This window comes from Bacillus sp. AFS002410 (assembly GCF_002556365.1).
GTDB lineage: Bacteria > Bacillota > Bacilli > Bacillales > Bacillaceae_G > Gottfriedia.
Genome location: NZ_NUEU01000013.1, coordinates 59,652 through 75,347, shown reverse-complemented (window position 1 = coordinate 75,347; position 15,696 = coordinate 59,652). Strand labels below are relative to the sequence as shown.

The 15,696-nt window shown below is 29.3% G+C and carries 10 protein-coding genes and 1 pseudogene; 4 read left to right on the top strand and 7 right to left on the bottom strand.

Annotated features, from left to right (window positions below; genetic code table 11):
• The first annotated feature begins 715 nt into the window (after nt 1-715).
• Together CN692_RS10855 and CN692_RS10850 are read left to right on the top strand one after the other, a co-directional pair.
• Nucleotides 716-2,581 (top strand): hypothetical protein, encoded by a 1,866-nt coding sequence (locus CN692_RS10855; protein ID WP_098119178.1) that lies wholly within the window; start codon nt 716-718, stop codon nt 2,579-2,581.
• A 635-nt stretch (nt 2,582-3,216) separates the two neighbouring features.
• Nucleotides 3,217-3,843, top strand: coding sequence for a hypothetical protein (locus CN692_RS10850; protein WP_098119177.1), 627 nt, complete (start codon nt 3,217-3,219; stop codon nt 3,841-3,843).
• 320 nt (nt 3,844-4,163) lie between these two features.
• Here CN692_RS10850 and CN692_RS10845 read toward each other — a convergent pair whose 3' ends face one another.
• Entirely contained in the window at nt 4,164-4,553 is a 390-nt protein-coding gene (locus tag CN692_RS10845) for a helix-turn-helix domain-containing protein (RefSeq protein ID WP_142317520.1), read from the bottom strand.
• Between the two features lie 748 nt (nt 4,554-5,301).
• Nucleotides 5,302-5,445 carry a hypothetical protein gene (locus CN692_RS26135; RefSeq protein ID WP_179874415.1) on the bottom strand — a complete coding sequence of 48 codons (144 nt, stop codon included), beginning with the start codon at nt 5,443-5,445 and terminating at the stop codon, nt 5,302-5,304.
• A 252-nt stretch (nt 5,446-5,697) separates the two neighbouring features.
• Between CN692_RS26135 and CN692_RS27175 the strand changes: the two genes are divergently transcribed.
• The gene (locus CN692_RS27175; protein WP_373605034.1) at nt 5,698-5,844 is read left to right on the top strand and encodes an IS3 family transposase; all 147 of its coding nucleotides are present in this window, start codon (nt 5,698-5,700) and stop codon (nt 5,842-5,844) included.
• A gap of 110 nt (nt 5,845-5,954) precedes the next feature.
• On the opposite strand, the gene CN692_RS10840 is transcribed toward CN692_RS27175, so the two are convergent.
• Nucleotides 5,955-7,556: an RNA-directed DNA polymerase gene (locus tag CN692_RS10840; RefSeq protein ID WP_098119176.1), complete on the bottom strand. Its 1,602-nt coding sequence runs from the start codon at nt 7,554-7,556 to the stop codon at nt 5,955-5,957.
• 931 nt (nt 7,557-8,487) lie between these two features.
• Nucleotides 8,488-8,589, bottom strand: coding sequence for a sunset domain-containing protein (locus CN692_RS27315; RefSeq protein WP_441296712.1), 102 nt, complete (start codon nt 8,587-8,589; stop codon nt 8,488-8,490).
• Nucleotides 8,590-8,945: 356 nt separating this feature from the next.
• Here CN692_RS27315 and CN692_RS10835 point away from each other — a divergent pair, with 356 nt between their 5' ends.
• Nucleotides 8,946-9,557: a recombinase family protein gene (locus CN692_RS10835; protein WP_098119195.1), complete on the top strand. Its 612-nt coding sequence runs from the start codon at nt 8,946-8,948 to the stop codon at nt 9,555-9,557.
• A 104-nt stretch (nt 9,558-9,661) separates the two neighbouring features.
• On the opposite strand, the gene CN692_RS10830 is transcribed toward CN692_RS10835, so the two are convergent.
• From CN692_RS10830 to CN692_RS27165, 3 genes and pseudogenes are all read right to left on the bottom strand, one after another.
• Nucleotides 9,662-10,006 (bottom strand): hypothetical protein, encoded by a 345-nt coding sequence (locus tag CN692_RS10830; RefSeq protein WP_142317519.1) that lies wholly within the window; start codon nt 10,004-10,006, stop codon nt 9,662-9,664.
• A 23-nt stretch (nt 10,007-10,029) separates the two neighbouring features.
• Nucleotides 10,030-10,737 carry an RHS repeat-associated core domain-containing protein gene (locus CN692_RS27310; RefSeq protein ID WP_441296711.1) on the bottom strand — a complete coding sequence of 236 codons (708 nt, stop codon included), beginning with the start codon at nt 10,735-10,737 and terminating at the stop codon, nt 10,030-10,032.
• A 3,438-nt stretch (nt 10,738-14,175) separates the two neighbouring features.
• Nucleotides 14,176-15,597 (bottom strand): annotated as a pseudogene (locus CN692_RS27165) (DNRLRE domain-containing protein); the annotation flags it as partial.
• Nucleotides 15,598-15,696: the final 99 nt, after the last annotated feature.

The window sequence follows — 15,696 nt, the reverse complement described above, 5'->3', positions numbered from 1 at the left end:
AGTTTCATTTACTGTGTTTACAAAGGTATACCTTTGTAAACACAAAAAAGACTCCATTGTTCTAAAGTGTCTTTAGTTAGGTTCATGGTAATACTCTCATTACATAATAAACACATGTTTTTTTAATTTTTTTGAAATTGTATCTAACCTAAAACAATCCTATTCTCGATTATACGTCTAAACTTGATAAAGTCCCGCCCATCCTCATTAAGTTACAAATCGAACAGCCTCCTAAGGAGGTTCTATAAACCTGGGATGTATCATAATTCCTAAACGAAAAAATCCATTCAATTTATTATGAAAACTGTAGCTACTATCATAATAAATGGATCTAAAATTAAATTACAATCTTTGCTTTGTTTGTTAAATATATTCTTTTAATACATCGTATAAAAGCATAAGTTGACCGTCTCTTTCTACAATTCGTTTTATTATTTTAGTGGAGGTAGAGGCATTATTGTAATCTCAATAAATAAGGGTAATTACCTCTAACATGAGTTTACTGATTATTCCCACTCAATCTTTAATTAAATCTTTTAATTGTTATTTCTATATTCTTAATGAATCATTAAATCACTCTAAAATAATAAATAGGTATAAATTGAAGTTAATTGGAGTCAAAGTGGAGTCGATACGAGATTAACTAGCTAATTTAAAAACTAAAGGATAAAATAAAAAATAGTAACTTTAGTTTCCTTCGAATGGAGAAAATACTATGAAAAAAATATATAAAAAAATTAGAAATAAATATAGAAAACTCAGGTTGAATTTTTTAGAAAATTATCAAAAAATTGAAAGGAAAATAAAATATCCTATTCTCTACAAGCTTGGTGTGATTCCAAGGAAATTGGAACTACTTTTAACCATTTTAATATTAGGTACAATTTTACAATTGTTCGGATTTATTAACATTAATTTTATTAAAAATATATTAAGATACATACCAAAGGTACATGAAGATTTGAATAGACAGATTGTTTTTTCTCAATTAAGTGTTACTTTTCTTATCTTATCTCTATTTTCATTAATAACGAATTTAAAAAAAGAAAAATTACTAGGAACATCTATTTACAGAATTGCATTTGCCAATTCTATCCTAGGTAACATTATTACAGTGAGTTTAATACTTTTTATACTGCTGGCTACTAATATTGCTATGTATTTATCAGATAATAGATCCACTATAATTCTTCCGTTATTTTTAATTATCCTTTTAATTTTGATGCTCATGATTTCGAAAATAATCTTGTATACTAATAGTCGAAGATTGAGCAGAAATAAAATACTAAGTATATATTATTGGGAAAACAAAAAAATTTTTAGTAATTCTTTAAAAATAAGTAGAAATCCAACTTACCAATTATCTGAATATATATATGATTTAAATGAAGATACATTAGAGAAAATTCTTCGTAAAGATGTTGAATATAGGAGAAATGCAAAAGTTTACGAAATAATTTCAAATTTATCACTTAAAAATTATAAAAAAAAGATTCAAGAAAATTATACAGAGACAATTAAAGCTCCAGATATTATTACATTTTGGTCTAATTGCATCGAAGAATTTATAAGAAATGAATTATACTTTGATGCATTACATCAATATAACACAATGTTACGTATCTTTATCTCAAACGAAGTATATATATCTTCTCATTCTATAAATAAGTTATTGGAGAAAATATTTATAGGTATTTCTTCAACTAAAAATAAAATGCTATTCGAGCAAAACAAAGAACTTTTATTAAAAGCTATTGAATTCACAATGCATTATTGTTATTTCCAATTGAATAACGATTTTTCATATACACGTATCGGTAAATTAAAGTGGCTATATTTATCACCTTTATATGGAAATTTTTTAATTGATTATTACAATTTAATTGATAAATCGCTTTCTTTAGATGATAACGAAAAATCTAAACAACTCTTTGAATATTTCGAATCCCTACGTATGATCTCTTTTGATGTTTCAAAACCATTTCATGAAAATCTTAGGATGGTTAAATATAATGTTATTGAATATGATCTTATCAAATACGATGGAGACTTATGTCTTGTTGGAATACCATTAAGTAAATTGATGATACACCTTATACAAGAAAATAATCGTAGGAGTCTACTATATTTTTTAAAAGATTTTAATAATAATTCTATTTATTTTTCTTGTCTAATTGTTGGTTCAAAATTAATTTCTTTATACCTGGAATCAAATGAAGACGATAAAAATACTATTTCAGATTATCTAATCTTATTAATCGCAAAATTAATTGAATGGGACAACTTTAAGATTAAGTACAATTGTTTTATTTTAAAACAATTTCAAAATGAGAATATGAATTGTTTATATAGTTGGTTTTTTTTCGAAAATAACGATATTGAATCTTTAAATATCGTTAAACAACTTGTAATGATTAAGAAAATTGGAATTAATACTGAAAACATTTCTTCCACTAATATCAAACTGAAAAAAATGATTCCACTTTTATCTGAAATTAATTATGAAACTTTGACAATAGCCCGAAAAGAAGAATTTGAAAAAACAAATGATAAATTTAGTGTGTTCAAAAGACTAATATAACTACAAAATCTTTTCAAAATATTGAAATTCATAGCACGTTGTTAAAAATCAATAAGTTTATCTTGTTGATTTTTAACAATGTCAGTAACTGAATAAGCCCTTAAAGGCTTCTATGATAGACATTTTTTCTTCTAAACCCTTAATTGAGTACTCAATATGATTTAAATTTTCCGATTTCCATTCTAGCCATTGGCTATCAATTAATAAAAGTTCATTTGGAGTTATATACAGTTCATCATGTTAAATTAAATAAATCACAATCGAATAAAACATTAAATTCATTTTTTTAATATTCCTCAAAAGAAAAAGCAAAACCCTTGATTATCAATGATTTTTGATGATTTTGTACTATTATTTAAATAAAACAAAATATCTATTTTGTATTATTCATATTTATTTAAAGCCTGTTGAATAAGTCTAAAAAATTAGAAGAAGCCTCGAAATTCCATACAATCTGTTGCCCTTAATCAATTCACGATATTATAAAATTAAAAGATATGAATCTTAATGGATCATTATATTTTGCTGTTTTTTTAAAATTTATAAATTTTTATGGATTTTTTTACTAATACAAAAAAAGGGATTATAATACTAAAAGCGCATGGAAATATATACTAATTTTGGAGGAGAGTTACTTGTTTATCTTTTTAAGACACACTTTGTCATTAATTTGTATAATGGGTCCATCAATTTATTTTGGTTATATAGGAAAACCTACTGAAATGGGGTTAGCTATCGCTGCTGGTGCAATAACTGTTATTTTTATAAATTTGAATAAATTTCAAAGTTTTAGTGCAGCAGGAGTACAAGCTGAGTTAAAGAAAACTGTAGAAGAAGCATATGCAACCATTGAACAAATTAAAGAGATAGCAACACCATTCATTTGGACTTCCATTACGAACTTAACTTATAATAACCGTTGGGGTGGAATGCCCCCAAAAGAAGAAAGAAAATATACAACACAAATTGATACTCTTATCAATTCCCTAGAAATTTATGATCCAGAAATATTAAAAGCTTTACATAAATATAATCGTTTTAGAACATGGGATTATTACACTTATTTCATAACTAATTTAATTAAAGATGGAAGAAACGATGAATTAAGAAATGAACTTGAAAGCTTGCGTGATTTCGAATCTACAAAATTTCCTACCAAAGAAAAAATAATTTCAATATGTAATAAATACAATATGAATATCGACGAAGATGCAAATGTATTTTTGAATGAATACATTATGTCTTCAAAAAAAAACGATTAAAAAAGCCACTAAAAGGGACTGTTGACAATCTAATAGGAATTTAAAAAAACTGTGTAGAATTACTTCTAAACAGTTTTTTTAATGGGGGTATTAAAATGATGGGAAAACCAAAGATTATTTTTCAACATAATGTAAACTTAGTTGAATATTTTGGTAATGAGGCCTATTTCAGCTATATTATTCAACATAGTTTAGCATAGAAACACCAATTAAGAATTCTACATAGTTTATTTAAGTGGCTGAAACAGAAATTACTTTTCGTTCCTCCAAGGAACCACTCAAATGCTTGAGAAACGCTCTGTAGCGAAATTAGATCATATTTAGTGGATTGATTCAAAATTCAGCTGTTCAATCTCACGCTTTATAGCGTAAATTGTATTTCGAGAAAGATGTGTTTTGCGATGAATGTCCATTACACTTTCACCAGTAGCCAATAATCGTACGACTGTATCATAAACAATTTTATCCTGTCCTATTGCCCCCACATGGTACTTCAATTTCTTGCCGGTATAAATTCCTTTTTCCTTTGCAATATAAATCTCTTCACGCTGTGCGGTTTTGATCCGACTTCGCTCTGCCTCTATCATCCATGACAAAAGCGTTAAAACAAGTTCTGAAACGAGTTGACCAACCCCTTCAAGCTCTTTTAATTTTCTTGTATCCAAAATCGGCATGTTCAGAACCACGGTGTCTATATATTCTTCAATCATTGATTTCCACTCGTTACGGGTTTATTGATTAAACCCCATTTTGTTTTTATACTCGATAATATTTATCGTTATATATACGAACATATAATTTTAAATAAAGTTGAATACATATATAATTTCATAAATAATTACATAAACGATTATATAAAAGTACACCTAAACAAACATAACTATATAAATGATGATATTTTTAATGACATAGATCTTTCTCTATTACCATTTTTCATTTTAGACCTTATTCAGGATAAATCGTTAATATAAAACACAGTCTCCAACTTTTTCTGATTAGTAGAAGACTTCGTTCAAATAAATGAAATAAAGTAAAGAAACTGTGAACAACTATACTTTACCCAAAGTAACAATAATAAATTTCATTTTAAACATACTTTGCATTGATATGATTTATATGTGAAGTTATTTGTTGAGCTCTACTAATAAATTAAAATCCTTTTTTTATCAATTGTTATAAGTTAAACTAAAAAACAACTGTAAAGAATACAGTTGTTGATTTCATATTTTAGTACTAGATTTTCACATTTAAAATCTATTTAATCAGTTAAAAAAAATTACAATGAGTACTTTTTCAGATATACATTACTCAGATTATCTCTAATAATTTTAGAGGATAAGACGACATTTTGTAGAATAGGCGTTGTTTATTAATAAATGTTTCAATTGAAGTATCGTATTTTAATCCTCTCATAAATGATATATACTCTTGATCTAAGAAATTAAATATTTTATCTTTTTAATTGTCACTTACTTGTAATGTCCCTAAATCTTTAATTAATCTTGTTTCCGCTGCTTTTAAATATTCTATTAATTTATTTTCTTCAATTCTATGCTGAGTCGTTAATCCTTCTTTTAAAGTTTCATGATTCTTGGTCAGCATATTAACAATTATATTAAGATATCAATTTGCGAAAGAAATGACACGTCGGTATTTTCGGAATATTCTGTTTAATCATATGTAAAAACTGATTGTTTTTTTAAAAGTAGTCCTATATATCCAATTCCTCAATTTGTCCCTTTTCATTTTCAATTTCAATTTCAATTTCAATTAAATCATTAACCAACTCGATTTTATTTGTAATTTGCTTTCTTTTTTTAAAAAAATATTGTTTCTGCATTTGTATTATTTTGAATTATATTTAATTTAGAACAGGAACTTATTCAAGCACTTGAAGAGTATATTCACTTTTACAAAAATGAACGTACACAAAAACGACTTAACCGTTTCTCACATATAAAATACAAGTTAGCAACGGCTACATTGTTAGTCTTTTTTTAACGTGTCTACATGACAGGATTATGTCCAATAATCTTCTTTTTTAAATATGCAAGTCTTTCAATGTATCATTAATTAAACGGACCGTTTAGCTAGATTATCGTTTCTAATACTTATAATAATATACCATTGACATTAACAATTCTAATATGAGCTTTTGAGCGCCTTTTAAGACGTCTTCTCATACAAGAAGAAGCGGAATAATTTTTCCCGATAAAGTTTGAAACAAATGTAACATTATTATCTTTCAGATTTTTCCAATCGCCTTTTAAATGCGATTTAGAAAGTACTTCGAAAACAAATAGCCAATACTGATTAAAATCCTCTTCATCTTTAACCAATTCTCGTGCAAGCAATTCTTTAACTTCTGAATTGATTTTATTACGATCACAATATAAATAGCTCAGTAATAAGACAATACAATGGTTATTTTGTCTTAACTTTGTAAAGTCAATTTTATTAATTACAAAATCATATTTTAATGCAAAATAAATAGAATATGATACTAATTCAAAATTATTATTTAATATTCCCTCTTTATAAAATAACTTTGAATAACTTTTTATTTTTTCTATTTCCACTTTAAACACTTTAAAAATATTCTCATCTAATAATGCTATTAAGTAAGGGTATATAATTGTTAGATGGTTAATTGTTTTTACATAATAATCAATCGCATTTTTAGATAGGTGTTTCTTGGATAATACTTTTATTGCAAAATTTAATATGGCTGAATTATTAGCATTCTCATTCATTAATTCAATTGATAAATCTAAAAAACTTCTAACATCTTGAAAATTAAGAACATCTTTTTCCTTAAATTGAGAATGAGTACTTAATTTTCTAACCCAGTGCTCAACAGAAGCAATAGGTAAAGGAGTAATTTTTGTTTTTTTAAAATTAAGTATTAAATTATATCCACGTAATTGTTCAATAAGATCTAATAAAAACTGTTGTCCGTCTTCAAAACTTTTTACGTAGCAAGTATAATCATCAATATTCCTTAGATATTGCCATCCTTTTTTCACCATTTCATAATCAATTGCGGTTAATATAATTTCAGATATTAAATTAGAGCTATGCGGACCAATCAATAACCCATTGGTTTCTCCATTTTTCGTATTCCTAACATAAAAATCTAAAGCATTATACCACTCATTAGATTTACCTTTATTTAACTTAGCTACTCCCTTACTAACGAGCGCCCATGAAATTGAATGTGAATAAATACTCGGAAAACAAGTTGAAATATCAGCATTTACTAAAAATTTACTACCTATCAGTAAATCTTGTTCTGGATTCCCATCATTCTTAAAATCACCATAATTCATTTCAAATATTTTTGATTTGTCTTTTAACTTTCTGATATGGATTCGACTTACTTTATATTCTTCATCTTGAGTTTTAACTTTAAAAGGCTCTAAAATATTATCCCAATTATCTTTTAAATTCATGCAAAGTTTTTGATACGCCATAGGATTAGGTATACCTAATGGTCTAGGAATATTAATATTTCTCATATTTTCATAATATATAAATGATTGCTCTTTTTTAGTATTACTAAAAGTAGGATCATTTTTTTGACAATACTCAAAAAAGTTTACAGATGATAAAAACGGTGGTAGCTTTTCACTAAATAGACCAAAACCTAATAGTCCTTTATATAAATCTTCTGAGGAAATTTGTTTCATAAATTCATAGTATTTTTTGCTCATATTATTATTCCTTTATTTACAGAGTCTAATTATTATTTACTGTAGTGAAATTTAAATCGATTTGTTCTTTTGATTAAATTTAAATTCTTAATATTACCTTATTATGGTATCCAACATAACTCTTTATCTATTTACCGATTCTAGAACTAAATGATTCTTCTCATTTTATATAAGTTAAATTGAAAACATGATTTGTAATTAAAAATAATAAATTTCCTTGTATCTAGTCATTACTGTTTACATTTATAAAACGCAGAATACAAAAAAACGTTACATTTCATTTTAACGTCTTGAATTTCAATAATCAATGGAGTAAAAAGGAGTGTATTTAAAGCTTTTAACATTCGTTAATTTCTCAAAATTTGCTGTTGTGGCAAGAGGACTTGAACCTCCTCTAGGTCCTCAACCAGATTGAGTTCTCAGTATTCAAACTACTGTTCTTCTGATTCTCTTTTTTTTTTACTCATTTCGTCTTTGAAGGTTACTACTACTCCATCAACAGTACCAATTGTTGATGTAATACAACCAAAAACAATCTTCCGTGTAGGTAAGTAAGTTCCATGAAGAAATGTTACAGCTAAAGAAAATCCCTCTATTAGAAAAATAAGTGCTCCAAAAATACATGCTACTACTATTTTTCCTTTTGGTACATATCTAGCAGAAGCAAATAAAGAAATTCCAATACTAAATACATTAAAATAAATTCGGTAAATTATGTAGTTAAAGAAGGAAGATTCATCATAAGGTCCTATCGCATAATTTTGACTTAAACCTTGGATTATCCAAACAATTGTATAAGCAATAAAAAATACAGGTATAAAGCCGATCTATCTAATGACAGGGTGCCATTATCCCTTTGTACTCCCTTCCCGCTTATCTTTCTTGTTATAAATTTGCTCCATTCAATTTATTTAATATTCTTATAGTTATCTCATACTTCTACGAAAACCTCTTTTTCAGTGTCTTCCTCAGTACAAAACATTACTTCTACTTTTGTACTGTTGTAATATTGACGTCCCGGTACATGATAAATTTTTTTATAACGATTTTAGGCTATTTCCAATTCAAGTAAATTATTGGTAAAAAACCTGAACGGAAAACAGATAATTAAATTATTAATTTATATATGTAAAAGGTCATCGAAGAATAAAACGTTTTAAATAAAACAGACCAACTTTATAAACTTAATTTAATTGGATTTGTGTTTCGTTTAGTCAGCCGTCCGTAAAAGTACACTTAAACGAACGCTTCTAAAATACATGTAATTTATTACAATATAAGTTCATTATTATATGAAAAGTGATTTACGAACGTTCAATGAAATTTTATAGATTTACGAACGTAATTTGGTATAATTTAGGTATCAAATTGGAAAAAGGAATGAAAATAATGGATAGTCGAAAATTTGGATACATTCGAATAAGTAGTAAGGATCAAAATGAACAAAGACAATTGGATTCCATGAAACAACATGGTATAGATGAGCGTGATCTTTTCATTGATCAACAAAGTGGTAAAAATTTTAATCGAGAACAATATCAATTGTTGAAACGTATCTTAAGAAAAGGAGACATCCTTTATATTCATTCCCTCGATCGATTCGGAAGAAATAAAGAAGGCATTTTGGAGGAATGGAACGACATAACAAAAAATATTCATGCTGACATTGTTGTTTTGGATATGCCATTATTAGATACAACTCAATATAAAGATAGTTTAGGTACATTTATCGCAGATCTTGTTTTACAGATTCTCTCTTGGATGGCTGAAGAAGAACGGGAAAGAATACGAAAACGGCAACGAGAAGGAATTGATGCTGCTCTACGAAATGGGGTTAAATTCGGAAGACCAACTATTCAACTTAGTAATGAATTTGAAAATGTATATCAAAGATGGAAGTCGAAGGAAATTACAGGGGTTGCTGCAATGAAGGAATTAAGAATGAAGAAAACGACATTTTACAAGCTTGTAAAAGAATATGAAGAAACGTCTCGTATATGACATATAAAATAGGAAGAAATTCGACTCATCATTAGATGAAAGAAAGGAGCAAGAACTAAGTCTTGCTCTTTTCTTTTTAATTAACTTTAATTTCAAATTTCCATCTAAGCTTTTAAAAATTGGATTTCCATAATAAATCCTTTTTTGTCTTCAGTAGAAGAGAACATGTAATAGTTAATACTCTTTGCACTGATTTCCCTTACATAAATAGTATTGGTATACTCGGTTGAATAAACTAACTCCTGAAACAATGATCTAACGTTTTGTTTATCGGGATTTTCGAGTTTAATACTTAAATAAAAAGAAAGTGATACTTCATTAAATTTTAAATCCCAGTTAAGAATTCGATCTTCGTTATTTTCAAGGAAAGCGTTAATATCTGACCAAATTCCAATATCATATTGACAATTTGTATCTCTTGCCATAGTAAAAACTTGCTCTTTATTCATAAACATGTTTATCTCCTTATTTATTACTTCTTGGGAATATAATGTCCACCCTTTAGTTTTGAATGTACAGAAACAATTCCACCTCTTTCATTTGTAACAACCTTATTACCTCGTGAATCTGTATATTCCCATGTTTTTTGACCTTTCCCATCTATTTTTGATTTTCTAGTTTTCCTGTTGTTTCTAATGATATCATCACATGCTTTTTTCGAAAAACCTCTCTCATTTGCTCTTTCTGCTCCATGCTCACTAAAAGAATGTCCATCTGGGGTCTTATCTCCTGTTTTGATTTTTGTACTTGTGCCTTCATGTGTACTTTTAGCATTTCCATTACCTTTACTGGATCCTTTACCAGACCCTTTACCAGATTTCCCTGTACCTCCAAAACTTTCTTCACTGCCACCACGAACGCCAGCACCGCCTTGACTAATATATCCATCATACTGAGCCGAGTTTCCACCATAATCATAAAACATTACCGGGTTATTATTAGCATATGTGTATCCATTTTGAGTAAGAGCATCATCTTGATCTCCAGGTTCCGGATCAAGAGATAAGAATACGCCAGTTTCAGGCTGATAATATCTTGCTATCAGGTAATATAATTTTGTTTCTTTATCATACATATAACCTGCATAACCAAATGGATTATCATTAGCTAATCCTTGCGCATCCGATTTAATCACATTTCCCCAAGTATCATAATCATATGATGCAACAATTTGGCCCATCTGATCAGTTAATGAAATAACGTCTCCGTGTGCGTTGTAATGATAATAAAATAGTTGTCCCTGTTTTTTCATCGCAAGTCGTTGGCCATTAGATGAATAAACATAAGATCGTAAAACTACACCTATATTGTCAGTTTCATATAATACGTTGATACTATTTCCATCATAAAAATACTTTGTTGTTACACCATCAACCGTCTTCTCAATACGACGACCCTGCTCGTCATATTTATATGTCGCAAATGGATTACTTTCTCCGTTTTTTGTGACTGAAATTAGTTGACCTAATGGATTCCATCCGTAACGATAATCACTATCATCTGTACGATTACCATCAGCATCATAATGAATCGGGTCATTACCATATTCACTTAACTGATTTTCCTTATTAAATTGGGAGTTTGTTTCAGTTGTTACACTGTCTTTAGTTACTTTCACAGTTGTACGGTTACCAAAGCCGTCATAGCTATAAACCTTTTTTGTTCCATCTGGAAGTTCTTCCGATATTAATTGATTTAAAGAATCATATGTGTAAACAACTGCTTGATTGTTTGGTAAATTTACTTTTGTACGATTACCATTTGCATCGTACTCATATGATTCATCTAATAGGATTGAACCATTATCTAATTGAATTCGCTCTGTATCAATTAAATTCCTATTATTATATTGATAGGATGTACTCGAATTATTACCTGCAGTATAGGAACGCAAGATTCCAAGTTCATCATAACTAAATAAAAAGTTCTTGCCACTATTTGAAACAATTGAATTTTCGTTTGCGTTATTATACGTAAAGCTTGTTGTATCTGAAGTTGTTGATCCTTGTTTAAAAGTTGTGCTTTTTAATTTATCAGAATCGGTTGGAAAATCCCACGTTTGGACTGCATCAGGCATTCCTTGCTGTGTTTGAGTTATTGTTTTAATTCGGTTATTTTCATCTGGTGCTCTTACAATGCTACGATTTAGTTGAGTATCTATGACATTTGTTTGATTTCCATTTCCATCATATGTAAAATCATAGTATTTTACATGATTGAATGAAGTAGAATTGATATGATCTGATCCATCATAAGTATATGACACGATTATTCCACTTGGTAAAGTAGTTTCAACTAATCGTCCGTTTTCATCATACTTATTTGATGTAGCATCATTTAATGGTCCAGTTATTTTTACTAAATTACCATTGTCATCATAGTCAAATTGATAGGTTTGACTAAGGTTATCTATTGAACTATTAATTGTTTTACTTGTTTGTAAACCTGCTTTATATTTGTATTCGATAGTTGTGTGATTCGCAAGTGTTACATTATCTAGTTGATCTGCATTATCATAATGGAATTGTTTCACATTTTGACTCGCATCTGTTACCTTTGTTTGATTTCCAAATGAATCATATTCAAATTTAGTTGAATTATTTGCTTGGTCGGTCGTTTGAATTAAGTAATTACTATCTGTATCATAGATTGATATTGTTTTATTTTTTCCTTTTATAATGCGAATACCATCAAACCAAGCTGTACCTGTAAAGTTCCCTCCAAAAACAACTGACACATCAATTGTATTGATAGGTTTTGATGCTGATGCTGAGATATCTGTATATGCTCGATTCCAATCTTTTGTTCCATCTAAAAAGTTCGCAGTAATAGTTGAGTTTGTTCCATCTACATAATTAATGACTGCTTTTAATGCATAGTTAGTTGAATCTTTCGTGCCACCAATTGGAACAACAACATTTGTTGCTTTAGACATTCCTGTTAAGGATAGATCAATTGGTTTATCATCCGATTTTTGTCCTATTAAAACCGTTTGTTTATACTCATTTGTAGGAGCTGTCGAACTTGAACGAACAATTTTTAATGAATTTGATGAATCAAAATGTTCTGTTGTGTCAACAGTTCCTCCAGTACCTATCCATGGGGTTAATCCATTTTCAAATCCTCCGTTTTCGACTGGGTTATAACTTGATTGAAATTCTGATTTTTCTAATTGAACCGAATCAAACCAAACATCACCTTTTCCACTAGTTGATGAGTGATCGACTTCTAATTTCACTTGAAACTTCGTTGTACCTGCAGGAGATTTAAAGGTAAATTGTTTATTAATCCAATCTTGTTTTCCAGCTATATTAATTTTACTGTTAGAATTGCCAATGTTTGTCCCACTAACATTATAGTAAAATATTTTAAATACAGCCGTCGCATCAGTTAAATCAGATTTAATATCTGAACTAATTGTATAAGTTGTATTTTCTTCTATATTTTGTACCATTTGATAAGCATATAGGTATCCAGACGAACTAGCCGTTGATTGCGATGAAATTTTTAGTGAACTATTACCACTTAACCCATTTTTTCCTATCGAATCAATTGAAGTCGTACCTGAATCATTAAGTGGTGTACTTACTTTTGCCCATCCATTCATTCCATTTTGAAAACTTCCGTTAGTTAATAAGTTCGTAGCTGCACTTAGACTACTACTATTTTCAACTGCACTTCCATAATCATTATATTTTGTATAGGAGGCAATTGCATTCTGTACATCATAATCTGAGACAGCGTTTAAACCATCATAAGTAGTAATTGTTTGGTTTGATTCTGTATCTTCATAATAAGTAAGGTTATTGTTACTATCATAAACATAATCTTCTGACCCATATTGAGAGGTGGAGGAATCAAGATTACCATCCTCATCATAATCATAGGTTTCTGTTGGTGAACCGTCACCGAAATCATTTGGATCGGTTGATTCAACTAATTCGTTTCCTTCATATTTATATGTTGTTGTGATATTTTTACCATCCATATCTTCAGTAATCTTGACCGGATTTGCCGCATCATTATACCAGTATTGATTTTTCTTTTGATTAGGAAATGTAACCGTTACATTCTTAACAGCTGATGTCGTGTCATAATCTAATTGATATATGTGACCCATCGGATCTTTTACGTTTTCAACTTTATCATCATTATTATATGAAATGATAGTTGTCGGTGATTCAGTTGATACAGGAGGTGTATTCAATTGTGTCATTTGATGATTTTCATCATACTTATATTCTGTTTCTTCCCCGTTAGCATCAGTTACCTTTGTCAGTAAATCATTAGTATACGCAAACTTGATTAAACGATCATCCGTTAATAGTGTTAATTGACTAATATATCCATCTTCGTTATATGCAATATCAACCTTACGATTTGGAGAAGAAGAATCAGTTATTGATGTCAATTGATTATTCGTATAATTAAATGTTGTTTTAACATGGTATCCATCTTCAATACTTAACAGTTTACCTGTAGTTTTATCAAATGTTTTTATTGATTGATCTGTATCCTTTAAATTTAATTTATCACCATTTTCAGTTAACTCTAAATAGATTCCAGTTCCAGTTGGAGGACGATAAACACCATTTGTATCTTTTACAAAAGTTAATAATGATCCATCTTCATCAATATAGTTAGCTTCATTGCCAACTAGATTAATAGAAGAATCTAAGTTACTATGCCAATTATATCCAAATAACCCCTTTATTGATGATTGACTGTTATATGTTCGATCAATTGTTATGCCAGGTCCTTTTCCACCTAATAAAAAATCATTTTCAGTTGTAATAAAATTACCGGTAGCTGTATTAATATTACCACCTGGTACATCTACAAATGACCAATAGTCTTCTGTACCTAAGAACGGAACATTTTCACCAATTGGTGTTTTTAAATAAGGTGTGTAAACTGTTTCTTGACCATCGGTATCATACGCACTAATTTTAAAGAAATAGTTTGGATTTTTACTATGCGTTGTGCCGTTATTTCCATATAATTTAGTTGGGTCAACTGGTAACTCTGCCCCACCATAATTTGTACTTGATTCATCCGCAGGATGATGTAAGTAGATCATACTGCCATTTATTTCAGAATCTTTCGGCCAAATCCCCTTATTCTGCGTCGTCCAATGATCAACATCACCGACATCATATGACTCATAATGTTTTCCATTAAAAATCCAAATTTTATATCCTTTTGCTCCAGGAACTTTGTCCCAATCTAAGTTCACATATCCAGTTTGTGTTCCAATCATATTTGTATATGATCTAATAACAAAATTATCAGGATTTTTCAAATTCGGAATTGTAGGGTTTAATTGACCGTTTGTTGGGCTTGTACCAACTCCATCTTTGACCGCCGATACTCTAAACCAAAAATAATTTACTGTTGGATAAGATCCCCCAGATGCTTTATATAAATATGATGGATTAATAGGTAACTCTTGGCGATCATCTATATCTTGGTCAAAATCCGTATGATAAAGTAGTCTTCGGCCTTTATCGATTGCACCTTGTTTTGGCCAGATTTTTTTACCTTTTGTACTAAAGGAAGTAGTTCCCTTTTCGACAGGGAAACCTTCATATGCTGTACCATTGTATATCCATACAATGTAACTATCTGCACCAGTTACCGATTTCCAATTGATATCAACATAACCAGTTCCATCACCTGTACCGTAGCTATAAGCTTTCGCAGACAGTAATTCAGGTGAAGGTACGGAAGAATTTACTGGAATAGTATAGTCAACTGAGATATAGGCCTTTTTAGATGAACTATGTGTTGAAATAATCTTCTTCCAAGCAGCTTGTCCATTCATATGTAACTTAAAGCCGTTATTTGAAAAGGTACCTGCTTGCCAGCTTTTCACTACATCAGTGACATCAAAGTTTACCCATTTCCCTTTCCCAACTGATAGATTCGCAATCTTTGTTGAGTTAGGCTTATTATTCCATGTTACCGTCGAACTAGACCATGATGTTGTTAGTCGATCTAGATAGAGATTATCTGTAGAAGACGCATCTGCCACGTAAGCATGGAACTCTGCACCATTTGTTTAATGCAAAATAAAAGTACAGAGTTCTGCAGGAGATTAATGTAGAAGTCTAGGGAACAAAAAAAGGCTTGCAAGCTC